This is a genomic window from Microbulbifer echini, assembly GCF_041447225.1.
Classification (GTDB): Bacteria; Pseudomonadota; Gammaproteobacteria; order Pseudomonadales; family Cellvibrionaceae; genus Microbulbifer; species Microbulbifer echini.
Genome location: NZ_JBGMEL010000016.1, coordinates 1 through 23,601, shown reverse-complemented (window position 1 = coordinate 23,601; position 23,601 = coordinate 1). Strand labels below are relative to the sequence as shown.

The window sequence follows — 23,601 nt, the reverse complement described above, 5'->3', positions numbered from 1 at the left end:
CCTAATTAAGCTGTAGCGAAAGATAACCAAATTTACGCCTATCTGCACAAACGTACAACATTTGGCCAGCCGGACTGCCTAAACTTTAACCAGCACTTGTTGCGGTATGTCAAGGAGATGTAGTCTATTTCTGACAGTGTGGAATGACGCACTTGTGATCAGGCCGGGCAGTGAGCAGTCGCCAGGGGTCCGACACCGGAAATTTCAGGGAGCAGTAGTCGTAGTGGGTGCAGCCAGGGAATGGCGAAAGCACGGTATCGAATTCGGTACCGTGCTTTTTTAATTTTGTAAGCGCGAAATTGCACCCAATAGTGGCGAAATCCCCCCCTTTCCACCTGAAAAAATCCCCCCAGAGCTGTATCCTGCGCCCAACAACAAGCGTGGAGCTCTCTACATGTATATCACCAGTGCCTTTGACAGCGGCAATATCGAAGTAGTCAATGCTGACAGCAGCCCTATCGAGCTGGCCATACGCCAGGACAACAACTCCGATTTCTATCAGTGGTTTCACTTTCGACTAGAGGGTGAGGTTGGGGCCAGCTACCCGCTGAGCATCGTCAATGCCGGCAAATCCGCCTACCCGGAGGGCTGGGAAAACTACCGTGTATGCGCCTCCTACGACCGCCAGAATTGGTTCCGAATCGGCGCTAACTACGACGGTAAATCACTCGATTTCACCGTGACCCTCGACGAGCCCAGTATTTACCTGGCTTACTTCGCCCCCTACTCCTGGGAGCGCCACCTAGACCTTTTGGCCTGGGCTCAAAGTAATGACCGAGTCAACATGCAAACCCTCGGCAAAACCCTGGATCAGCGCGACATGACCCTGCTGACCATCGGCGATGCCGAAACGGCAAAGCACCGTGTTTGGATGATCGCCCGTCAACACCCTGGGGAAACCATGGCCGAATGGTTTGTGGAGGGCTTCCTGGAAACGCTACTGGATGACGCCAATCCCCTGGCTCAACAACTGCTGGCGGACACCGTGTTCTATGTGGTGCCCAATATGAACCCTGACGGCAGTGTACGTGGGAACCTGCGCACCAATGCCGCCGGCGCCAACCTCAACCGGGAATGGCTCAACCCCACCATGGAGCGCAGCCCAGAGGTTTTCCTGGTCAGGGAGAAGATGCTAGCGCTGGGTGGGGATATCTTCCTCGATATCCATGGCGATGAAGCCCTACCCTACAACTTTGTCGCCGCTTGCGAAGGAGTACCAGGGTATGATGAACGTCATGCCAAACTAGAAGAGGCCTTTAAGCAGGCTTATGAGACGATTAGCCCCGACTTCCAAACCGAGCACGGCTATGAACTGGATAAGCCCGGCGAAGCCAATCTCACTATTGGTACCGCCTGGGCTGGTCATCAATTCCGCACCCTGGCGTTAACTCTGGAAATGCCGTTTAAGGATAATGATAACCTGCCAGATCCCGTGGAAGGTTGGTCGCCGGCCCGCAGCCAGCAGTTGGCACGCGATATCCTGTTCCCTATCCGCGAAGTGTTAAAGAATATTAAATAAATAAAACGAATAGCGCGCAGTGGCCGCCTCCAAGTGTTAACTTCAGAGGTGGCCATGAGGATGCAACCTAATTCCGGACATAAAAGTCCAATGACCAGCCAAGCCTATAGAGGATTGAGAAAATTTTTCTATTTACGCAGGCATTGGGGTACAAACACCTTACCTATCGAAACCCATAATTGACCAGTAGAGAGGGCAGCACCCTGATAAACCAATGGCCTAAAAGCCACTTGATCACAAAAAAAATTCCTGCCCCCTAAAAAATACCAACTACGTATTTATTAATACGACTTACCTCCAACAATTCCCCAAGCACAGCTGAATCACGTGAAATGCCGACAAGCCGTCTTGAGCCACAACAATCATTGACACTTTCACTGGCGATCACCCCTGCGAGCCTCCACTCAACACACCCTTAACTTTAAGCGTAACCAATCACTGATCGTGCGATGTAAAGCTGCGCATAAGAATCTGAAAAACCGCCACCCCCACATCGATAAATTTCTTCTCGGACAAACCCAAAGAGAAAAACGGTCAATTACGTAAAAACGTTCTTAACGTAATATTTGAACTTCCCACCCCAAAAACCAGCAAAAAACCAACGAAACCCACAAAAACCTGCGGCGCGACCCGCCACCTATAGACAGAACCAGCAACTCATAGTAAAAACCAAAAAAAAAAAAACAATAAAAATCCACCCCTGCATCAAAACATAAAAAAAACTAAATCAAAAAAAATCAACTGACTCCCCTCGCAATTCAAATTTCTGAATTTAAGGGGCAGCCATTCCTCACAAAAACCTCTCCGGAGAATAATAATGACACGCCCTATCAAGCAGTTTACTCAGGCAATAGCATTCGCCCTATTATTTTTCAGTGTTCCTCTCTTAGCCGACAGCGTTTCCGATTTTCAAAACAGCTGGGCAGGCCGAGCTTTGGACTTACAGCGCCAAATCGATAACCACACTCCTATGAGTGAGAACAATATTCTTGGCACTCACAACTCCTACAATTCTGAAGTCTATCGCGCCTGTAATTTTTCCGTAGGCTGTCGCTATCTTGACCCTCAACAGGAATACTCCATCAAGGATCAATTGCGGATGGGGGCAAGATTTATCGAACTGGATGTCCACTGGACGGCAAAAATGGAGAACCTTTTCTCCTACCCCAAACGCCTGCTACTTTGCCATGGCTTCTGCAGCCTGAATGACAAATATGCGACAGAAGGTTTCAATGAGGTGAAAGACTGGCTAAATGACAGTGCCAATCGAGATGAAGTCATCATCTTATACATAGAGGACCATTCGGATGGTCGCCATCAGGATCTCTATGACCAAATCACCAGCCGCTTTGGAGACAAAATTTTCTACAGCGGCGGCTGTCAGAATATTCCCAGCACTTTGACAAAAAACATGGTTCTAGCGGCAGGCAAGCAGGTCGTCGTCTGGAAAGATGGCGGCTGCTCGGGAAACGTCAGCATACAAAATATGGCTTTTACTGGGCTCGGCGACATTGGCCGGGTGTGGGAAGACAGCACCACCATCGGCACCATTGGCGAAATTTTCAGTGGCGGTATCGAGAGAATTACCACCAATGATGTGCGCAACGGCTTTGCCCTGGGTCACAACATTATCAATCTGGACAACATGAACACGAGTGACGGCCGCATTGCTGCCGCCATCTGGTCCTGGGATCAAAACGAACCCAATAACCTCAACAATGAAGATTGTGCAATGCAGCGGGGGAATGGACGTTGGAACGATGCCAATTGCAGCAACCAATACAGTTTCGCCTGTAAGAATGTCGTTAATGGCAGCTGGGTAGTCACCGCCTCCGCTGGGCCTTGGGCCTACGGTAGCGCCAATTGCCAAGCCCTCGGCAGCCAATATGCCTTTGAAGTTCCCACCAATAGCAAAGACAACCAAGCCTTGAAAACTGCAAAAGAAACCACCGGTTACGATAAGGTGTGGGTCAACTACCAAGATCAATCCAACGAGGGCCAGTGGCTACGCAGCGAGTAACCCTTCCGAGCGGAAAGATCGTAGACCCAGTAAGAGCCCGCCTGCGACAGCAGCGGGCTCAGCACTCTCTATCATCTCACCCTTCGCCACCTGTCCAATAGTCGTTAGTTTGCACCAGATCGGGCATAATCCCTCTATGGGCAAGACTCACAGGACATAATTATGCGAACCCCCTCCCTTTGGCGCCGCCTCGGCCTCACTATTGCCGTCAGCAGCGCACTGACCGCTTGTGGTAAAGACAATCCCGAAACTAACAAGCCGGAAGCAGAACATAGCGCTACTCATGCCGAGCATCAGCATACTGCCGATAGCAAGCTGTATCTGAGCGATGCTGAGCAGGCACAGGTCGATGCCATAGCCGCTGATCTGCACAAACACATTGCAATCCTCGCCTCCGACGAATTCGAAGGGCGCGCACCCGCCACCAAAGGCGAGGAGCTCACCGTTAATTATCTAGCGGATCAATTTAAGGCTCTGGGCCTAGTGCCCGGCGCAGTTGATGATGCGGGCGAGCCCAGCTGGTTCCAACAGGTGCCTATCGTAGAGATGGAAATAGAAACCACTCCCCTCAAACTCGCCGGAAAAGGATTCGAGCAACAGCTACAGCCAATCGAAGATATGGTGACCTTCACGCAAAGGCAGACAGGCGCCTCCTCCCTGGATAACAGCGAACTGGTCTTTGTTGGCTACGGCATTGTCGCCCCAGAGAATAACTGGAATGACTATGCCGGCCTGGATATGAAAGGCAAAACGGCGGTCATCCTAGTCAACGACCCCGGCTACGCAAGCAAAGATAAGGCTCTGTTCAATGGCAATGCCATGACCTACTACGGTCGCTGGAGCTACAAGTTTGAAGAAGCCGCCCGCCAGGGGGCCGACGGTGCGATTATCATCCACGAGACCGGTGCCGCCGGCTATCCATGGGAAGTGGTTAGTGGCTCATGGTCCGGGGCACAAGTCAGCCTTGAGGCCGAGAACAAAAATGCCGACCGTGTTGCCGTTGAAGCCTGGATAACCAGCCAAGCGGCAAGCGAACTATTTAACGCTGCAGGCCTGAATTTGCAGCAGGAAATGGATGCGGCCAAAACCCAGGGTTTCAAACCAAAAGCTCTTGGAACCACTGCCAGCGTACAGCTGAAAAACAGCCTTAAAAAATCCAATTCACGCAATGTGGTCGCCAAACTAGCGGGTAAAAAGTACCCGGATGAGGTGGTCGTTTACACTGCACACTGGGATCACCTGGGCGTAAACAAGAATGCGGAAGGGGAAGACCGTATTTTTAACGGCGCTGTGGATAATGCCACTGGCACTGCCGGGCTTATCGCCATGGCAGCCGAGGCCGTGAAGCTGGATCGCCCCGAGCGCTCATTGCTGTTCGTTGCCGTAACCGCAGAAGAATCTGGCTTACTCGGCTCCAAATACTATGCGGAAAAACCGGTAGTCCCCCTGGAAAAAACCGTCGCCGGCATTAATTTTGATGCCATGAATGTTCTGGGGCCCGCCCGTGACATTACGGTGATCGGTTATGGCAGCAGCGAGCTGGAACAGCTGTTGGAAGCCTCAGCCAAAGGACAGGGCCGCTACCTGGCTCCAGAGGAGCACCCCGAGCGCGGCTACTTCTACCGCTCAGATCACTTCAGCCTCGCCAAAAAAGGCGTTCCCATGCTGTATTTCGATTCCGGAACCGACAACTTTGAGCACGGCCGTGAATGGGCTCAGACAAAGGGCGCTGAGTACGTCAGCCAGCACTATCACAAGCCGGGTGATGAGTACGACCCATCCTGGAACCTGAAGGGTTCGGCAATGGACTTGCAGCTAGGCCTGAAACTTGGCCTGCAATTAGCCAACGGCCGCGACTGGCCCAACTGGTACGAGGGCAATGAGTTCCGTGCGATTCGCGACGCCAGTGCCGAATCCCGCAAATAACTCCAACTACGCAACAATCTGCCGCGGCGATGGGCCTCCAATCGTCGCGGCAGAATCTCAAACGCCCAATTTCCCCCTACCTCAACCAGCCAAAGCCCTTGTACAGCGCCGTAAAACCGCCTGCAATTTATCAACTGCGTTATCGAGTCCACTTCTGGCGCCCACTAAAAAGCCCGGCTGTTTCCAGCCGGGCTTTTTAGTGGGGCAACCCTCGTGGGGGGGGGTGGCACCAAGATAGATTTTAGTGTGCAGAGCATTGACCAACTGCAGCACATCCCTGTGCCAAGTTACACAACCAACTTATTTGCTGGTCGGGTTAACCGTTGATCAGGCGCCGATCGCGTCCTTCTTCTTCAGCTCTTCATTGCGCAGTTCACGACGCAGAATTTTGCCAACATTGGTCTTCGGCAGGTCCTCCCGGAATTCCACCTGTCTCGGCACCTTGTAAGCGGTCATATTTTCACGACAGAAGGCAATGACTTCTTTCTCAGTCAAAGAGGGGTCGGCCTTAATGACAAAAAGTTTAACCTGCTCACCGCTCTTGTCATCGGGGATACCAATCGCCGCAGCCTCTGTCACTTTTGGATGGGCGCTGACAATGTCCTCAATCTCATTGGGATAAACATTGAAGCCCGACACGATAATCATGTCCTTCTTGCGATCCACAATTTTGATGTAACCATCATCCTGAATCACCGCCATATCGCCAGTATTCAACCAGCCATCACTATCGAGGGTGTCCGCAGTGGCTTCAGGGCGCTGCCAATAACCCTTCATTACTTGAGGGCCTCGTACACACAGCTCGCCGGGAGAATTATTCGGCAGATCATTGCCGTTCTCATCCACGACTTTGACTTCAGTGCCGGGAACAGGAATACCCACGGTACCCAGCTGTACGCCATCGGCAGGGTTGAAAGATACAACCGGAGAGGTCTCGGTCATACCGTAACCTTCCATAACCACACAACCGGTCAGTTCTTCCCAGCGCTTGGCGGTATCCCGTGTTAGCGCCATGCCGCCAGATGCGGTTGAGTGCAGCTTGCTAAAATCCAGCTCGCCGAAATCTTTGTTGAGCATCAAGCCATTAAACAGGGTGTTCAGACCAACAAACCCGGTAAAACGCTGTCCCTTGAGGGCCTTAACAAAACCCGGAATATCCCGCGGGTTGGGGATCAACAGCGAGTGGTTTCCGGTGGAGAACAGACACATACAGTGAATGGTGAAAGCATAAATATGATAGAGCGGCAGCGGGGCAATATAAAACTCCTCACCCTCTTTCATACCGCTGCCAAACGCTTCGAGAACCTGCTGCATATTCGCAACCAGATTGCGATTAGTCAGCATCGCGCCCTTGGCTACGCCGGTCGTGCCGCCAGTGTATTGCAGTACGGCAATATCTTCGGAAGCTCGTTCAACATCTTTGAGGGGCTGCTGTGCGCCAAGAGCGAGAACTTCACGAAAACTCACCTGTTGGGCAAAGGAGAACTCCGGCACCATTTTCTTGATGTATTTTGCGACGCTATTGATAAGAACCCGCTTGAATGGGCTGTGCAGATCCGCAATCTCGGTAACGATCACTTTCTCGACGCTGGTCTCTGCAACGATTGAGGCAGCGGTGTCGGCGATATTCGCCAAGACGATCAACGCCTTGGCCCCGGAATCATTCAACTGGTGCTTTAATTCACGCTGTGTATACAACGGGTTGGTATTTACCACCACAAGTCCAGCCCGCATAGCGCCAAATACAACTACAGGGTACTGCAGTACATTAGGCAGCTGAATAGCAACGCGATCGCCGGGCTTCAAATTGGTGTGATTTTGCAGATATGATGCAAACTTTGCACTCAGGGTGTCGATATCACCGACCGTTAGAGTGCGCCCCAGGCAGGTGAAAGCCGGTCGGTCACCAAACTTGGCGCAAGCGCCTTTAAATATTTCGAGAATGCTGCGATCAATATCCAACTCTCTTCTCCCATTCCTGATTGTTGTTATCGCTTGCCCGCACCTCCCGTCTTTATAGACGAAACCTGCCATTTTTCGGAGCCAGCGAGAATTTATTTATTGTTTGTAGTATGTTGCGAGACAATAAAAAAGAGGCTTATTTATGCCTCTCCAAACAAATCTCCCTCTTTACTCTGCGCAGGGAATAAACCTGCCAATGCAGCGGCCAACTCTCTATCTCCAGAGTATTGGACATCTCCCAACAAAAAAGCGTGCCGAGCGTTTAAATGACCCTCTAGAATCGCGCTCAACGTGTGATTGGCCATTACCAATATTAGTGCCGGTTCTTCCGTTTGCCCGAACTCAGAAACCACTTCGAGGGTATTCGGAGCTCCCTTTACGTAAACATAAAAGTCACAGGCATCCGGCAGGCGAAACTGTACCCGAGCGAGTGGGTGCAAACAAGCTATGCGCTGCAGGCGCTCCTGAACTGAATCCGGCAATTGCATCGGAATCTCTCCGTCATTGGCCACTTCGGCGCCGGTAAAAAAAACCGCCGGTGATAACCGGCGGTTTTTTAGTGGGATTGGAGTTAGAACGCGAAGTGATCAGCGTCCAGATCCATTAGGTTGGCCGCACCACTCTGCATGGTCGCAGCATGGGTTGCAGTACGCGGAAGGATGCGCTCAAAGTAGAAACGGGCAGTCTTCAGTTTGGCCTGATAGAAATCTTCTTCGGCAGTGCCTTCGGCCAGTTTTTCGTTGGCGACTTTAGCAGCGCGCGCCCACAGGTAACCCAGCACGGTGTAGCCGGAGAACATCAGGTAGTCCACAGAAGCCGCGCCGACTTCATCTGGATTTTCCATTGCCTTGCCACCCACGTGCAGAGTGAGGTCACCCCACTGCTTGTTCAGCTCCTGCAGTTTGCTAACGAAAGGCGCCAGCGCTTCGTTATCGATTTCGGCCTGGCAGAATTTGTGTACTTTCTTGGTGAAGCGACGCAGCAGTTCACCTTGGCTCATCAGTACCTTACGCCCCAGCAGGTCTAGAGCCTGGATACCAGTGGTGCCTTCATAGATGGTGGAAATACGCGCATCACGCACATTTTGTTCCATGCCCCACTCGGCGATGTAGCCGTGGCCACCAAAGCACTGCAGACCCAGGTTGGCAGATTCAAGACCGGCTTCGGTAATAAATGCCTTGGCAATCGGAGTGAGGAATGCCAGCGTATCTTCCGCTTCTTTCTTGGCCTCTTCATCGCCCTTATGGGTGATGTCCACCAGCTGCGCACAAGTGAAAACCAGCATGCGGCTACCTTCCGCGATGGCCTTTTGGGTCATCAGCATGCGGCGTACATCGGGGTGAACGATGATTGGGTCAGCGGGGCCTTCCGGATTTTTGGTGCCGGATAAAGAGCGCATTTGCAGGCGATCTTTGGTGTAGGCCAGAGACTTCTGGAAACCAATTTCAGAGTGGGCCACCCCCTGCAGAGCGGTACCCAGGCGCGCGGTATTCATAAAGGTGAACATGTAGTTCAGACCTTTGTTGGGCTCACCGATTAGGAAGCCTTTGGCGCCGTCAAAGTTGAGTACTGCTGTGGCGTTACCGTGAATACCCATTTTGTGCTCCAGAGAGCCACAAACTACACCGTTGCGCTCGCCCAGGGAGCCATCGGCATTAGGGACAAACTTGGGCACGATAAACAGAGAGATACCCTTGGTGCCTGCGGGTGCGTCCGGCAGGCGCGCGAGTACGATGTGCACGATGTTATCCGTCATATCGTGCTCACCAGCGGAGATAAAGATCTTGGTGCCGGTAACCGCATAGGAGCCGTCTGCATTAGGCTCAGCTTTAGTACGCAGGATACCCAAGTCAGTGCCACAGTGCGGCTCGGTCAGACACATGGTGCCAGTCCAGCTACCCTCTACCAGCTTGGTCAGGTAAACGCTTTTCTGTTCTTCTGTACCGTGCTCTTCCAGGGTGTTCATAGCGCCGTGGGATAGGCCCGGGTACATACCCCAGGACCAGTTAGCGATGCCCACCATCTCGCTCATGATGGTACCCAGTGAGGCTGGTAAGCCCTGGCCGCCGTACTCAGGGTCGTGAGGCAGTGCCGGCCAACCGGCTTCTACAAACTGCTGGTAGGCTTCTTTAAAACCTTCGGGAGTGGTGACCTCACCATCTTTCCAGGTACAACCCTGTTGATCGCCAATCTGATTCAGCGGAGCCAATACGTTTTCACAAAACTTGGCACCCTCTTCCAGGATGGCATCCACGACATCAGGAGTTGCCTCCTCAAATCCCAGTGATTCGTAATGCTTATCTGTGTCGAGCATTTCGCGCATAACGAAACGCATATCACGCAGTGGCACTTTGATATCGGTCATCCTGATACCCTCAATTCGGTTATGTTTAGGACCAGCCAGAAACCAGCCAGTCATATTTGTGACTAATTACTAAGATTGGTTCATCATAGTAGTAAGGCTGTCGCACCCTCTATGGCGAAATCCGTCCAAAGCGGTGACAAATCGAGGCGGGAATTCAAAAAAATGTGACCAACCTAGTCAAATATCCAGACCGGCAGCGGCGCGGCCACCCCGGCGGTATTCGCCTGGCGTGATCCCCGTCCACTTCTTGAATGCGCGGAAAAAAGCGCTGGACTCGTCGAACCCGAGCATCTCGGCAATCTGCCCATTGGAGAGATCCGGACAGCTCAGATAGTGGAACGCGGCCTCCATGCGGCATTCATCTTTCAACTTTTGATAGGAGGTGCCTTCCTGCTGTAGGCGGCGACGCAGGGTTGTCACCGACATATTGAGACGCTCCGCCACGGCTTCGGCAGCGGGCATGGACTCACTGACGTCCCGATTCAAAATCGTCTTGACCTTGGTCTTGATGCTGTTTGCACTACCGTCACTGATCACCAGGTGATAGGGCGCAGTACGGATAAAGTCCTCGACCATCTGGGGGCTCTGTACCACCGGATAATCGAGATAGCGCGCATCGTATTCGAGAGCATTAAAAGGCTGCTCGAATGACAGTTCACCGGCTTCGCTCTGAGCCAAACTGCGAAACTCTTCCGGGCAGGCAAAGGAAAAGTGCAACCGAGCCAGGGGAATCTCGCGCCCCGCCAGCCAGCAGTAAAAACGGTGCCAAACCGCCAACGTGGTGCGCACAACACTGGGGCTGGTTGAGGCCAGCAACCTTTCAAATTCCCCCTCGTCCAGGGAACTGATTCCACGAATCTCCACCCGCACCCGACCACGATCTCCATCCTCGAGCTCCGGCTTCACCTTAAAGCCGCGACAGATTTCCATGAACTCGGCACAGAGAGTAATCGCCTGGCGAAGTGTCGCGCAATTGACCACCGCCATGCAGAGTAGCCGGAAAGAGCCCGAACGAACACGCCCTCCGCTGAGCATGCCAAACCACTCGTTCTGCGCCAGCCACATGACCCGCTGATACAGACGACCGTACCTAATCGCCGAGAATGCGGCGACCCCATCCAACTCTCGCTCATCGATGCCGACCGACTCAAGTAATTCCTTGCGGTCACAGCCGTGACGTGTCGCTTCCTGTAGCAGTCGCTCCAGGTAGGCAATCGGTATGCGAATATCCTCTGTTGTTGACGCCATCTGTCTACTTTCGCCTGCGCAACCAGCTCAACACAGCCCCAAACCCCATCGCAGCTGCAATAATGACAAACAGCGCTACCAGCAAAAGGGCTAGGTAATAAAGGACATCCTTGACAGGCAGGTCCCAGCTAAAGATCGCCGCCGCAATAAATGCGACACAGGCGAGCACACTGGTAATAAAGGAGCGGCGACTTTTATTGGCCATGGTGATCTGGATACATTGATTTCAAAACAGGTGAGATAGCCACTTTGTGTAGCACTACCATTGTATGGTCGGCACTAAAAAACCTCTGAGTAATTCCGCAAGAGCCCTGGCTTTCAGAGGGTGAGCCGCTCTAAAAGCCTCACCCGGTGGGTCTTTTAGAACCACATCCTCTGCGCCGCAACAGCCGCAAAGGACCAGAGCCATTCGCTTGAGCTGCGCCTGAAGCCTGCAGTTTCAAGCCCCGCAGAGACATTACGGGATTACTCAGAAGTTCCCTAGGTACCGACGCGGCGTCGAATCGTGAGGGATCGGCAGGTATCTGTCAACGCCGCAGGAGGCGTGAATGCCCAGAAGAATGCTGGAACCTGAGGATCAGGCCACCCTGCTGCGCCTATTCCGCGGGATGATGTTCATGACAGCAATAATTACCCTGATCATGCTGGGCGTTGCGATCTTTGCCTGAATTTAGGCTATTCGCCCACAATTCCCCCCTTGGATAGCTGTGCCGGGTCCAGCAGTTCCTGCAGTGCTTTGCGGTCGAGATCCGTCATTTCAAGCGCCACATCCAGTACTGGCCTGCCACTTTTGTAGGCGGCTTTGGCAATTTCAGCAGCCTTGAGATAACCAATTACTGGATTCAGGGCCGTGACAAGAATCGGGTTCCGCCCCAGGGTCTCCTCAATGTGGGCACGGTTCACCGTGAAACTCGCAATTGCCTTGTCCGCCAGCAATTGCGCGGCATTGGCGAGAAGGTGAATACTCTCGAGCAGTGTGCTGGCCACCAGCGGTAGCATCACGTTTAGCTGAAAGTTGCCACTCTGTCCGGCCACGGTGATTGTCGTGTCATTTCCCATCACCCTAGCCGCCACCATCGCAGCGGACTCCGCGATGACCGGGTTGACCTTGCCCGGCATAATACTACTCCCCGGCTGCAGAGCCTTGAGCTCAATTTCCTTCAGCCCGGCCAGAGGGCCGCTGTTCATCCAGCGCAGATCGTTGGCAATCTTCATGGTCGCCACGGCCAAAACCTTTAGCTGCCCGGAAAGCTCCACAGAAGTGTCCTGACTGGAGAGCGCTTCAAAGAAATTATCCGCAGGCCGAAACTGTTGGGAGGTATGTGCGCTCAACTTCTGAGCAAACAGTTCTGCAAAATTCTCGTGGGCGTTGAGGCCTGTCCCCACCGCCGTGCCCCCCTGAGCTAACTGGGCCAGGCGAGGCATACAGCCGCGAATGCGCTCACGACAGCTCTCTATCTGTGCCGCCCAACCGCCCAACTCCTGCGCCATGGTCATGGGGACCGCATCCATCAGATGGGTGCGACCGGTTTTGACAACGCTCTCCAGCTCCACACCTTTTTCGCACAGGCCAGTATGCAAATGGCGCAGTGCCGGCAACAACTGATCGCGCACAGCAAGTAGCGAGGCCACATGGATCGCAGTAGGGATCACATCATTACTGCTCTGGCTCATATTGACATGATCATTGGGGCTAATGGATAGACCATTGCCCTCTGCCGCGAGGTGCGCAAGCACCTCATTCACGTTCATATTGGTGCTGGTGCCGGAACCGGTCTGGTAGATATCCACCGGAAAATGGTGCGCAAACTCCTCATCGCCGAGACGGTCGCAGGCACTGATAATCGCCGTAGCGCGCGCCTTATCCAGTAATTCCAGATCCCTATTGGCCTCCGCCGCCGACTTTTTAATCAGCACTATGGCCCGAAGAAATTCAGTTGGCAGGCGATTGCCACTGACCGGGAAATTCTCTACGGCACGCTGGGTCTGGGGTCCGTAAAGCGCCTTTTGTGGCACCTGGATTTCGCCGAGACTGTCCTTTTCAATGCGGAATTTGTCGCCCATTTGTGTCTCTCAGGGTGCACCCCTGTGCACCATTTAGAAGTGTGGAATGTGTCGGAAACTATTCGACTTCAACGGTGATTTTTTTCGACACTATCGGATTTTCGTGCGGCACATGCATATAGTTGCCGAGCACCAATTGCAACGTATGCTTACCGGGCGGCAAAGTCACTTGAGTTTGGGTCTGACCACCACCGAAGTGAATAATATTTTTAGTCGCAGGCAGGGGTTTACTCAGGTCCGGCATTTTGTCCACATCAATCAACAAGTGATGATGCCCGGTATTCTCGCGTTCTACGCCCGCAGGAGCTATCCCCATGCCAGACAGGCCAAACTTCACGGTAAAGGTCTGCGGCACCTTTTCACCATCTTTTGGGGAAATAATGTACAGCTTGGTTTCCTGCTGGGCCTTATTTACAGCGTCAGCCTTACTATCGTGCTCTGCAGCGTGCAGCAGCGGAGACAGCATCAGGGCGCTGGCGAAAAGTAGTGAGTTTACTTTGATCATAATCATTCCTTCCTGATAGGGCACCCGCGGTGCCAATTCTTATCATCTGGCTGAACAGCCAACCAACCCCACATTCTGTGGCGGGGAGGCAAACAGCACTTTACCAGACCAAGTTCCCACTGAAAGGGGTTTCCAGGGAATATAGTTGCCGAATGGTAGTTCAGCCCTGAAATCTGTGACTGACGCCTCCAGAAATACCAACGGGCAGCAACGAGTAAGGGAGGTGGATGGGGGGGATGGAAAAGCTGTGGGGATATTTAGGTACTTTATGGGCGGGAGACCGTGCCGTCAGACACTCACCCGGCCCTCCTGGGTCCACTCACAGCGCACCTGCATATCGCCGCTACCCGGTTCGTGATAGAGGCCGGCTGCTTCCCAGCTGAAGGAGTGCAAACCGGAAAGCTCGGTCTCTAAGTGTACCGTGGCGGAGACCCAGTACATGCTTTTCAGCAACTCCTCAAATTTCTGAATCCACAGATCCCATTCGTACTCTACCGCCCGATAGGATGCGCCAAAATGAATAACATCGGTTTGGTACTGGGACTGTTTCATCTTGATGGTCGGAATGGAAAACATGTCGCGACAGAGAAAAGGCCACTCGTCGGCACTGGGCAGGGCGAGCACCGCATTGCGGTTTATTCGACGGCGTTCACTGCCTCCGGCGAGGCTGTTGCTGTCTTTGATACAACCGTAGACTATGGATTCCTGATCGCCCTGAAGCATTAATTCCATTCCTTACCGCAGCGCCGCCGGACATCAGGTACCCAGGGCAAAAAAGATCTAGGAGATGCACTTTAACGGCGAAGCAGACAGAAAGCCATAACTCCACGGGCGATCACCGACATTGCATGGAAATTCAGCGCTTTACCCATAATTTTATTGCGGGGTTTAACGGCTAAAACGGGCACCACCTCACAGTGCCCGCGGACCTGAGATTAAATTTCGAAACCCCGCTCGCGCAACATTTCCATCAGACCCTCTTCATCCATCACCGGAATTTCCAACTCCCGCGCCTTATTTAATTTCGAACCAGCTCCAGGGCCCGCCACAACATGGTGGGTTTTTGCCGAGACACTGCCCGCCACCTTAGCGCCAAGTTGCTGTAAATAATCCTTGGCCTCGCTGCGGGATAGGGTCTCGAGCTTACCGGTGAGTACCCAGGTCTGGCCCGACAGAGGCTGCTCTTCACCGGCACTTTCCTCCGCCAGCCAGTGCACGCCCGCCTGACGCAGGGCCTCAATCTCCTCTTGAGCGTGGGATTGTTGGAAAAACTCTGCGACAAAGTGCGCCACGACCGGGCCCACATCTTCCACGTCTTGCAGTGCTTCCTCCGTGGCCCCCGCAAGAGATTCCAACTTTCCAAAATAGCGCGCCAGGTTGCGCGCCGTGGCCTCTCCCACCTCGCGAATACCAAGCGCATAGAGGAACTTTGGCAAGGTCGTATCTTTACTGTGCTCTAGAGCATCGAGCAGGTTTTGCGCGGATTTTTGCCCCATACGCTCCAACCCCACCAACGCCTCAAAATTGAGATGGTAAAGACCGGAAACTGAGTGCAACAGGCCCTCATCTACCAGCTGCTCCACCAGTTTATCCCCCAGGCCATCAATATCCATGGCCTTGCGTGAAGCGAAATGTTTGATCGCCTGCTTGCGCTGGGCACTGCAGATCAAACCGCCGCTACAGCGGGCCACAGCCTCTCCGGGAGTTGATTCCACCGGCGAATCACACACCGGGCAATGGGTGGGGAACTCAATTGCACGGGCATTTTGTGGACGCTTACTCTCCACTACGGAGACAACCTGGGGAATCACATCGCCCGCGCGACGAATAATCACGGTATCGCCAATCATCACACCTAGGCGCTCAATTTCATCGCGGTTGTGCAAGGTTGCATTGGAGACAGTCACGCCGCCGACAAATACCGGCTTGAGCCGGGCTACCGGAGTCACCGCACCGGTGCGCCCCACCTGAAACTCCACATCTTCAAGCTGTGTCATTTCCTCCTGGGCGGGAAACTTGTAAGCCATGGCCCAGCGCGGTGCCCTGGCAACAAAGCCCAGGCGGCGCTGCAGGGCAATACTGTTGACCTTAAAAACAATGCCATCAATATCGTAGGGCAACGCCGCGCGCTTCTCTCCGAGCGCGCGGTGATACTCAATACAGGCCTGAATATCCGCCGCCACATGCATTTCGCTATTGATGCGAAACCCCCACTGCCCCAGCAACTCGAGTATTGCCACATGTTCTGCCGGCAGGGAAGCCCCCTCCACCAGACCGGTTCCGTAAACACAGAGTTCCAAAGGGCGCTGCGCAGTGATGCGGGAGTCCAGCTGACGTAAACTGCCCGCGGCCGCATTGCGCGGGTTGACAAATATCTTTTCGCCGGCTGCAGCCGCTTTGCGATTCAATTCGGCAAAGCCCGCCTTGGGCATATAGATTTCGCCACGCACTTCCAGCACTGCCGGGGGCTTGGGAATGCTCTTATCCCGGCGCAATCGCAAAGGCACCGAACCGATAGTGCGCACATTTTGAGTAATGTCCTCACCCGTGGCGCCATCGCCGCGCGTGGCCGCACGCTCGAGAATACCATCGCGGTAAAGCAGACTGATCGCAATGCCATCCAGCTTCGGCTCACAGGCATATTGAATCGGCTCTCGGCTATTCAGGCGCTCGCCAACACGGCGATCAAACTCGAGCAGTTCCTCATCGCTGAAGGCGTTGTCTAGGGACAACATAGGCACCTCGTGACGCACCTCGGCAAAAGAGGACAGCGGCTCGGCACCAACCCGCTGACTGGGGGAGTCCGGGCTCAGCAGCTCGGGATACTGCCGCTCGATATCCTGTAACTCCCTCAGACGACGGTCGTATTCCGCATCCGGTAACTCGGGGTTATCCAGTACATAATATTGATAATTAGCGCGGAGAAGCAGCTCGTGCAACGCCTGCACCCGTTCGCGTACCGATTCGGGAATAACTTGATTGGTCATCGATTGTTCAAGTGAAAATAAATCAAAAAATAGAGTTCAGATGCAACAGCGGCCCCAGCTCGCGGAAAGCCCCCTTGGGCTCAACCGCGGCCTGGGGCCGCTATTACGTTGCTGCAAATATCAGGACTGTCAGCTTTGCGCCTGGCTCAGGGCACGGCGGCGCTGGTATTCCACCACGCGCTGACGGTAATGCTCGGCAGTCTGTGCCGTAAAAACACTACGATTTTCATCCTTTAGCTCACCACCGAGCAGTTCGGAAATTTTGTAAGCGGTGGAGAGCAACTGATCGAAAGCTTGTATCGCCTCACCCTCAACTGGCAGCGCCAGGAATAGACTGACCCCCGGAGTGGCAAACTCCTCCATTTGTGCGAGATCGAAAACCCCCGGCACAACAATGTTCGCCAGACTGAAAATTACCGCACCATCGGCACCGCCACCCTCGTGATAGTGGAAGATATTCATCTCACCAAAGCGCATGCCCGAGGCCACCATCACCCGAAGAAGGTCATTGCCTTCGAAAAAATCTCCCTCGGGGGCCATAACATTTATCACCAGCACCTCATCGCGCACCGGCATTTTTTCTGCTGAGGGGCCTGCGCCAGGGGATACCTGTGCAGCGGACTCGCGAAAGTACTCAGGCTCCTCACTCTGTACAGCGTGCTCCGCTCCGAACACATCGAGGCTTTGGGACTCATTCAGCTCGGGCTCAAAGCGAGACTCCTCGCCTACAGAATCCATCAGGGTGGGCACCTGCTCATCCAGATCCAGCATCCCCTGTTCCTGTGCACTGCGCTGCGGCGCACTTCCGGCCAGAGGTTTGCGCGAGGAAATAAAACTCTCCTGTACCTGGCGATTCACATGCAGCGCATCCTCCAGGGCACGCCGCTGCACAACCCGCACCTGCCCCGGCAACTCACTGGTTGCCGCCCGTGGTTTGGGCTCCTCTTCAAAATCGTCGCTACTCTCACTCACCTCGGGCGAGTGCTTCGGCTCCCGGATAAGGGGGTCCGCATCGGCCCCGATATCGGATTGCATAGCCTTGGATAGATTCCGGGATACCTTCACTGCAGCTTTCTGCCGCAAGATTGCGCGGCGTATGCCATCGAGCACCACCACAAGCAGCACCACAACGAGGATTGTAACCAGCCAGTTATCCATTTAAGCGCCCCTCCTTTTACGCCTTATGCAGAAGCCAGCTCTGCAGCTTCTTCCACATTGACCGACACCAGGCGAGATACACCCGGCTCATGCATGGTTACACCCAACAGCTGATCCGCCATCTCCATTGCAATCTTGTTGTGAGTAATATAGATGAACTGAACATGTTCTGACATTTCTTTAACCATTCGTGCGTAGCGACCTACGTTAGCGTCATCGAGAGGAGCATCCACCTCGTCCAGCATACAGAAAGGTGCTGGATTCAAGCGGAAAATCGAAAATACCAGGGCAATCGCGGTCAGCGCTTTTTCCCCACCGGAAAGCAGGTGAATCGTGCTATTGCGCTTGCCCGGCGGGCGCGCCATGATCGCGATACCAGTATCGAGCAGGTCTTCACCCGTTAGCTCCAAGTAGGCATTACCGCCCCCGAAGACTTTCGGGAAGAGCTCCTGCAAACCCGCATTGACCTGATCGAAGGTCTCTTTAAAGCGGCTTCTCGTCTCTTTGTCGATTTTCTTAATTGCATTTTCCAGAGTCTCCAGCGCCTCCATCAGATCGCCATGCTGGCGGTCTAAGTAGTTTTTGCGCTCAGACTCCTGTTTGTATTCATCAATGGCCGCGAGGTTGATCGGCCCCAGGCGAGAGATACGTGCGGCGACCAGCTCCAGATCTTCCTGTACCTGGGCGATGCTCAGATCCTGCGGAAGTTGCTCGAGTAGTTGGTCCACATCGTGGTCACTCTCGCGCAGCTGCTCCACCAGACCGTTGCGCTGCACATCGAGCGTCTGTGCGGAGAGGCGCTCCTGCTCCAACTGGACACGCACCCCCTGCAGGGCCGCCTCCACTTTGTGTCGCTCCTGCTCCTGCTCACGCAGGCCGGTTTCCACCTCTTCAAGTTTTTTACGCGCCTCGACCAGCTCTGTTTCCACCTCGATACGCTCACCCAGTTTTTCCTCCAGCTCCATCTGGAAATCCTGGGAGGGATCCTGGGTTTCGGCCATCTGCTCCTGCAGCTGTGTACGGCGGGTGCGCAGGCGCTCGAGCTGCTCACTCATCACCTGTAGGGTGCGCTCCAGGGAAACCATTTGAGTGCGCACCGACTGCTCGCGCATAGCCAGTTCGTGGGCGCGATCCTTGTCTTCGCGGGCACGCAGCCGCGCGGCATCCAGGGCCTCGCGCAATTCTTCGCGCCGCGCCATAAGCGTTTCACGGCGATCGGTATCATCGCTCATGGCTTCAACAGCTTCTTGTAGCATCAGGCGCGCCTCCGAAAGAGACTCGCCTTCAAGTTCCTGCTGCTCGCGCACCTCGGCAATTTCCTGCTCAATCCGATGGCGACGCTCACTCATCTGCTCGGCGCGAGCGCGGCGGGCAGAGAGTTGGCTGCGCATTTCAGCTTCGCGGCGAGCGAGTTGTTCGGAATCATTGCGCGCCTGCTCAATCGCGCGCTCCAGGTCAGTGACCTGATTGCGCAGTGTCTCACGCTGCTCGGTACTCTGCTCTATCTGTTCTTCACACAGGGAGATCTCTCTGTCCAGGATTTCCAGCTCCTGCTTGCGAGCCAAGACGCCGGACTCCGCGTCGCTGGCGCGACTCACCCGCAGCCAGTTGGGGCCGAGCCAGAGTCCGTCACGAGTCACTATGGACTCATGGGACTGCAGAGCACTGCGCTGTGTCAGAGCCTCATTGAGAGTTTCCGTTGTGTAAATGCCGGCGAGCAGGCCGGTGAGAGATGCCGGCCCCTGCACCACACGGGTCAAAGATGGCAGCTGTCCGACAGCCGTGGGGTTTACGGCACTGCCATCGATAAAGATCGCCTGACCACTTTGCAGTTGATCCAAACCCTCGGCCAAATTTTCCAACTGCTCGATACAAACCGCCTGCAACTGCTGGCCCAGTACCGTTTCCACGGCAGTCTCCCAGCCGGCTTCCGCCTGGATCTGGTCGGCGAGTCGGGGCCTATCGGCCAGCGACTGTTGCTGCAGCCAATTCTCTACGGCTTTGCCCTGCCCCAACGCGGCCTGCTGCAGTGCCTCAAGGGATGCCTGGCGGCCCCGGCTGGTTTGTAACTGAAGGCGCAGCTGGTCCAGCTCGCTAGCCAGTTCCCGCTCTCGACTGCGCCGTTCTTGCAGAGATTCACCGCGCTCAGCAGTTTCTTCGCGGCGCTCCTGCACCTGCATTTCCAGTTCGGCGAGTTGCTCATTTAATTGCAGGGTTTCCTCATCATCTTCGGAGACCTGCAGGCCAGATTGCTCTGCGACAAGCTTGTTAATTCGTTCTAGCAGTCTCTGCCCAGAGGTTTCCAGGTGCTGGATACGCGACTGCTGTACCTCCGCCATTTGGCGCGAGCGGGAGGCCCCCTGGTTAAACTGATCCCACTCGTTTTGCCAGTTGCGCATCTGCTCCTCGGCTTCGAGCAGACCACTGGCGGAGTCTTCCTCCGCAGCGAGCACCATCTCAAGATCCGGCACGATAATTTCCAGCTCTTCCTCAAACTGGGCGGCTTTCTCGCGATCCACCTCCAGGTTGGTTTCCGCCTCGCGGAATTCCTGTTCCGTCTGTCCCAGGTCTGATTGCAGGCGGGTCGAGCGCTCGCGAGCGTGAGCAATGCTCTGTTCGAGGCGGGCAATATCCGCGCCCACAGCATAGAAGCGCCCCTGTACCTCATTAAAACTGTCGGATAACTCGTGATAGCCAACGCGTTTTTGCTCAATGCCCGTATCACAGTTCACCTGCCGGGTTACCAGCTCCTCCACGGTCAGCTCCAGCTCGCCGATCTGTTGCTGCTTGGCGGAGGATTTTTCATTGAGTTCGCGGTATTTCAGCGCCTGCAGATTTGCTTTGTGACTGCGCTCTTCTCCTTTAAACCGACTGTATTTCTCGGCTGCGGCAGATTGACGCTCCAAACGCGACAATTGTCTCTCCAGCTCATCGCGAATATCGGTGAGTCGCTCCAGGTTTTCCGAAGTCCGACGCATGCGATTTTCTGTATCGCGACGACGCTCCTTGTATTTGGAAATACCGGCGGCTTCTTCGATAAAAACCCTGAGTTCTTCTGGCTTGGCCTCAATCAACTTTGAGATCATGCCCTGTTCGATAATCGCGTAGCTGCGCGGTCCGAGGCCAGTTCCAAGGAACAGGTCGGTCACATCGCGGCGCCGGCACTTCTCTCCATTAAGGTAGTAATTGTTCTGCCCTTCGCGGGTCACTTTGCGCTTCACAGAGACTTCGGTGAAAGCGGCATAAGCGCCTGTTAATTTTCCGGCAGAATTATCGAATACCAATTCAATAGAGGCCTGGCCAACGGGTTTGCGCCCGCTGGAGCCATTAAATATCACATCGGTCATCGAATCGCCGCGCAGGTTTTTTGCCGACGACTCCCCCATCACCCAGCGCACGGCATCAATCGTATTGGATTTGCCGCACCCGTTGGGACCAACCACCGAGTTGAGGTTTGTCGGGAAATAAACAGTGGTGGGGTCAACAAAGGACTTGAAACCCGCAAGCTTGATGCACTTCAGACGCATGTATTCTTAAACTCGGTATTTTTTATCTTTGCCGGCCCGATCACCAAACGCTCAATTGTACATGGCGCCACCAGGGCTTTCAGCGCGATTCTTCACAGTATCGTTGCAGGCGGATTATCGGCCGGAATGGCCGATGGTCAAGTCAAGATCGCACAACCGCCGCAACTGGTACCCAATGCCAACATCTCAAGCTGTATGAAATCGCCAGCGGCAGGGAAAGAAAAACCTCAATTTTTGCCGCGCGCGCCTGTGACCACCAACGCGTAAAATAGTTCTCAGGGCACTATATCCTTTAGAATATTGGCCCTGAACGGCGCGGTTTGTATTTACCGAAAAGCCTAGAGTTCCCGGTCAATCACGATGGACTGCTGATCACCCCAGCGCGACTTGGGCAGAGTTTTAATGGTGCCCTGCCAGTCGCCCGATGCGGGGCGCGCGTCACCGCGCAAAGCCAAACGCGCAACCAACTGCACAGAGTCCACCGTAGAAATTGAACGACCCGGCATCATCGCCCGTGATTCATCCAGCACCACCTCCGCCGGCAGCTGTCCCGCAGTCAATCGCACAATCGCCAAAGGCATCGGGCTATCAGCACTGCGAGCGTAAATAAAGACTGGAGTCGAAGGATCCGCGGTAACGTTGCCACTCAAGCTCACCGCAATGCGAATCTGCGCTCCTTCCTGGACCTCAACTGCGGTCTCGGCAACGACCGGTTCACCGCGCTCTGCCAGGGCCTTTTCTGCACGGGCCACCCCCGCCGCCAAAGCCTCGGCCGCGGCCGTTCCCGGAGCCAATTGCACCAGGGCACCCTGCCAATGATCGCGTGCCTGGCGATAATTTTTGTCTTCATAAGCGGCGATGCCTGCTAGACCCAAAGCAGTGCCGTTGTTGGGCTGAGCCTCTAGTACCTGATGGATCAGCGTGCGAATCTCGTCCGTGATTTTGGAACCACCCGCAAAGAACAGGGCCTGGGCCAGCTCGGCTTTGACCGACACCGCCTCGGGTTCACGCTCCAACACAAAGCGATAGCCATCCACGGCACCGGCTATATCGCCACTGACCAGGAGCCTCTGTGCCAATACGAAGCGACTACTCAAATCCTCTGGGTGAGACTCAGCACGCTGTTTCAGTTGCTGGGTGATACGCTCTTCACTCGACGGGTCTGTCTGCCCCTGCTGACTGGCCATCATCTCGCGATACAGAGACACCTCTGCAGGGCGCTCGGATAGAACATAGGCGCCCACCGCCATCGCTGGGAACAAAACAGCCAAGCTTATTAGCAGACCTGCGCCGCGCCGTGATGGAGCCGCAGCAGCGGTTTCCGTTTCGGCACTGAGGAGCTCACGAGTCATTTCCGCCTCAAGCTGGTTAAACTGCTGCTCATCGATAGCGCCACTTTGCATTGCGGCGCGCAACTCACGGGAACGCTCGCGATAAATCTCCGCCAATGCCGCGCGCTTATCTACACCCGCACGGCGTGCCCCCGCAGCCCGCAGGCCCGGCAAAAGAAAAACAAGAGCCAGCAATAACAGCAGGATCGCCAAACCAAACCAAATATCAGTCATTTGCTTTTCTTCCCACGCTCAGTCAAATCATCCCCGTCATCGCCCAGGAGTTTTTTCAGGCGACGCTTTTCATCTTCCGTCAACTCGCCACTGGCATCGTCCTGCCCGGCGCCGGTCCCGCTGCGGGAGCGCACCACAATCACAATAAGGGCCAACAGACCCAGCAAGGCAAAAACGCCGGGGGCCAACCACAATGCCAAAGTGTTGCGCTGTACCGGGGGCCTATAGAGTACAAAGTCCCCATAACGGGCCACCATGTAGTCGACTATTTCTTGGTCCGTAAACCCCTCTTCCAGCAGGCGACGGATCTCCCGGCGCAGGTCTGCGGAAATTGACGCATCCGAGCCAGCCAAGTTTTGGTTCTGGCATTTTGGACAACGCATTTCCTCAATCAGCACCCGATAGCGTGCTTCCAATTCTGGAGAGGACAGCTTTTCCGTCTCCACTACGGCCTGCACGACCACAGACAGGCACAACGCACTAAGTGCAAGTAGAAATTGCCCCAGCCAACGCTTTTCTTTCACGGCTTGTTCCACGCTTATACCCTGGAAATTTTCGCGATTATAGCAGTGTCACCTCCCGCCGGACACGCCCAACTACACCTGCGTAAATGCCTTAACTCATTGAAAGACAAAAAAAAATTCAAAAAAGGCGTTGACGCAGCAAAGAATATCATTAAGATACGCAGCTCCTGACACGGGGTGGTTAGCTCAGTTGGGAGAGCGACGGCCTTACAAGCCGTAGGTCACAGGTTC

General features: G+C 54.4%; 16 protein-coding genes. 3 read left to right on the top strand and 13 right to left on the bottom strand.

Annotation, left to right across the window (positions count from 1 at the left end; translation table 11 throughout):
• Positions 1 to 394: 394 nt before the first annotated feature.
• The 3 genes from ACCI51_RS15220 (at position 395) to ACCI51_RS15210 (ending at position 5,465) form a co-directional block, all read left to right on the top strand.
• Positions 395 to 1,519, top strand: coding sequence for a M14 family metallopeptidase (locus tag ACCI51_RS15220; protein ID WP_371844332.1), 1,125 nt, complete (start codon positions 395 to 397; stop codon positions 1,517 to 1,519).
• 817 nt (positions 1,520 to 2,336) lie between these two features.
• On the top strand, positions 2,337 to 3,539 hold the full coding sequence (locus ACCI51_RS15215; RefSeq protein ID WP_371844331.1) for a phosphatidylinositol-specific phospholipase C domain-containing protein: 1,203 nt from the start codon (positions 2,337 to 2,339) through the stop codon (positions 3,537 to 3,539).
• Positions 3,540 to 3,701: 162 nt separating this feature from the next.
• The gene (locus tag ACCI51_RS15210; protein WP_371844330.1) at positions 3,702 to 5,465 is read left to right on the top strand and encodes a M28 family metallopeptidase; all 1,764 of its coding nucleotides are present in this window, start codon (positions 3,702 to 3,704) and stop codon (positions 5,463 to 5,465) included.
• Positions 5,466 to 5,792: 327 nt separating this feature from the next.
• On the opposite strand, the gene ACCI51_RS15205 is transcribed toward ACCI51_RS15210, so the two are convergent.
• From ACCI51_RS15205 to ACCI51_RS15145, 13 genes are all read right to left on the bottom strand, one after another.
• Positions 5,793 to 7,427 (bottom strand): AMP-binding protein, encoded by a 1,635-nt coding sequence (locus tag ACCI51_RS15205; protein WP_299583220.1) that lies wholly within the window; start codon positions 7,425 to 7,427, stop codon positions 5,793 to 5,795.
• 140 nt (positions 7,428 to 7,567) lie between these two features.
• Positions 7,568 to 7,915: an SCP2 sterol-binding domain-containing protein gene (locus tag ACCI51_RS15200; RefSeq protein WP_299583217.1), complete on the bottom strand. Its 348-nt coding sequence runs from the start codon at positions 7,913 to 7,915 to the stop codon at positions 7,568 to 7,570.
• A gap of 83 nt (positions 7,916 to 7,998) precedes the next feature.
• A complete protein-coding gene (locus ACCI51_RS15195; RefSeq protein WP_371844329.1) occupies positions 7,999 to 9,792 on the bottom strand; it encodes an acyl-CoA dehydrogenase C-terminal domain-containing protein in 1,794 nt (597 codons plus the stop codon).
• A gap of 177 nt (positions 9,793 to 9,969) precedes the next feature.
• Positions 9,970 to 11,040, bottom strand: a complete 1,071-nt coding sequence (locus tag ACCI51_RS15190) for an AraC family transcriptional regulator (RefSeq protein WP_371844328.1) — start codon at positions 11,038 to 11,040, stop codon at positions 9,970 to 9,972.
• A 4-nt stretch (positions 11,041 to 11,044) separates the two neighbouring features.
• Positions 11,045 to 11,245 (bottom strand): hypothetical protein, encoded by a 201-nt coding sequence (locus tag ACCI51_RS15185; protein ID WP_371844327.1) that lies wholly within the window; start codon positions 11,243 to 11,245, stop codon positions 11,045 to 11,047.
• A gap of 470 nt (positions 11,246 to 11,715) precedes the next feature.
• Positions 11,716 to 13,104, bottom strand: coding sequence for a class II fumarate hydratase (locus tag ACCI51_RS15180; protein WP_371844326.1), 1,389 nt, complete (start codon positions 13,102 to 13,104; stop codon positions 11,716 to 11,718).
• A 58-nt stretch (positions 13,105 to 13,162) separates the two neighbouring features.
• Positions 13,163 to 13,609, bottom strand: coding sequence for a DUF4399 domain-containing protein (locus ACCI51_RS15175; RefSeq protein ID WP_299583204.1), 447 nt, complete (start codon positions 13,607 to 13,609; stop codon positions 13,163 to 13,165).
• 288 nt (positions 13,610 to 13,897) lie between these two features.
• Entirely contained in the window at positions 13,898 to 14,332 is a 435-nt protein-coding gene (locus tag ACCI51_RS15170) for a hypothetical protein (protein WP_371844391.1), read from the bottom strand.
• Positions 14,333 to 14,544: 212 nt separating this feature from the next.
• Positions 14,545 to 16,596 carry an NAD-dependent DNA ligase LigA gene (gene ligA, locus ACCI51_RS15165; RefSeq protein ID WP_371844325.1) on the bottom strand — a complete coding sequence of 684 codons (2,052 nt, stop codon included), beginning with the start codon at positions 16,594 to 16,596 and terminating at the stop codon, positions 14,545 to 14,547.
• A 129-nt stretch (positions 16,597 to 16,725) separates the two neighbouring features.
• Positions 16,726 to 17,754, bottom strand: a complete 1,029-nt coding sequence (zipA, locus tag ACCI51_RS15160; protein ID WP_371844324.1) for a cell division protein ZipA — start codon at positions 17,752 to 17,754, stop codon at positions 16,726 to 16,728.
• A 23-nt stretch (positions 17,755 to 17,777) separates the two neighbouring features.
• The gene (smc, locus tag ACCI51_RS15155) at positions 17,778 to 21,281 is read right to left on the bottom strand and encodes a chromosome segregation protein SMC (protein WP_371844322.1); all 3,504 of its coding nucleotides are present in this window, start codon (positions 21,279 to 21,281) and stop codon (positions 17,778 to 17,780) included.
• A 338-nt stretch (positions 21,282 to 21,619) separates the two neighbouring features.
• Positions 21,620 to 22,846: a c-type cytochrome biogenesis protein CcmI gene (gene ccmI / locus ACCI51_RS15150; RefSeq protein ID WP_371844321.1), complete on the bottom strand. Its 1,227-nt coding sequence runs from the start codon at positions 22,844 to 22,846 to the stop codon at positions 21,620 to 21,622.
• Positions 22,843 to 23,370, bottom strand: coding sequence for a cytochrome c-type biogenesis protein (locus ACCI51_RS15145; RefSeq protein ID WP_371844320.1), 528 nt, complete (start codon positions 23,368 to 23,370; stop codon positions 22,843 to 22,845). Before ACCI51_RS15145 ends, ccmI begins: the two co-directional genes overlap by 4 nt.
• Between the last annotated feature and the right edge of the window lie 231 nt (positions 23,371 to 23,601).

What these genes read in the sequence shown, in the direction of transcription:
- ACCI51_RS15220 (WP_371844332.1), top strand. Translation starts at nt 395, where the DNA reads ATGTATATCACCAGTGCCTTTGACAGCGGCAATATCGAAGTAGTCAAT.
- ACCI51_RS15215 (WP_371844331.1), top strand. Translation starts at nt 2,337, where the DNA reads ATGACACGCCCTATCAAGCAGTTTACTCAGGCAATAGCATTCGCCCTA.
- ACCI51_RS15210 (WP_371844330.1), top strand. Translation starts at nt 3,702, where the DNA reads ATGCGAACCCCCTCCCTTTGGCGCCGCCTCGGCCTCACTATTGCCGTC.
- ACCI51_RS15200 (WP_299583217.1), bottom strand. Translation starts at nt 7,915, where the DNA reads ATGCAATTGCCGGATTCAGTTCAGGAGCGCCTGCAGCGCATAGCTTGT.
- ACCI51_RS15195 (WP_371844329.1), bottom strand. Translation starts at nt 9,792, where the DNA reads ATGACCGATATCAAAGTGCCACTGCGTGATATGCGTTTCGTTATGCGC.
- ACCI51_RS15190 (WP_371844328.1), bottom strand. Translation starts at nt 11,040, where the DNA reads ATGGCGTCAACAACAGAGGATATTCGCATACCGATTGCCTACCTGGAG.
- ACCI51_RS15185 (WP_371844327.1), bottom strand. Translation starts at nt 11,245, where the DNA reads ATGGCCAATAAAAGTCGCCGCTCCTTTATTACCAGTGTGCTCGCCTGT.
- ACCI51_RS15180 (WP_371844326.1), bottom strand. Translation starts at nt 13,104, where the DNA reads ATGGGCGACAAATTCCGCATTGAAAAGGACAGTCTCGGCGAAATCCAG.
- ACCI51_RS15175 (WP_299583204.1), bottom strand. Translation starts at nt 13,609, where the DNA reads ATGATCAAAGTAAACTCACTACTTTTCGCCAGCGCCCTGATGCTGTCT.
- ACCI51_RS15170 (WP_371844391.1), bottom strand. Translation starts at nt 14,332, where the DNA reads ATGCTTCAGGGCGATCAGGAATCCATAGTCTACGGTTGTATCAAAGAC.
- ligA (WP_371844325.1), bottom strand. Translation starts at nt 16,596, where the DNA reads ATGACCAATCAAGTTATTCCCGAATCGGTACGCGAACGGGTGCAGGCG.
- zipA (WP_371844324.1), bottom strand. Translation starts at nt 17,754, where the DNA reads ATGGATAACTGGCTGGTTACAATCCTCGTTGTGGTGCTGCTTGTGGTG.
- smc (WP_371844322.1), bottom strand. Translation starts at nt 21,281, where the DNA reads ATGCGTCTGAAGTGCATCAAGCTTGCGGGTTTCAAGTCCTTTGTTGAC.
- ccmI (WP_371844321.1), bottom strand. Translation starts at nt 22,846, where the DNA reads ATGACTGATATTTGGTTTGGTTTGGCGATCCTGCTGTTATTGCTGGCT.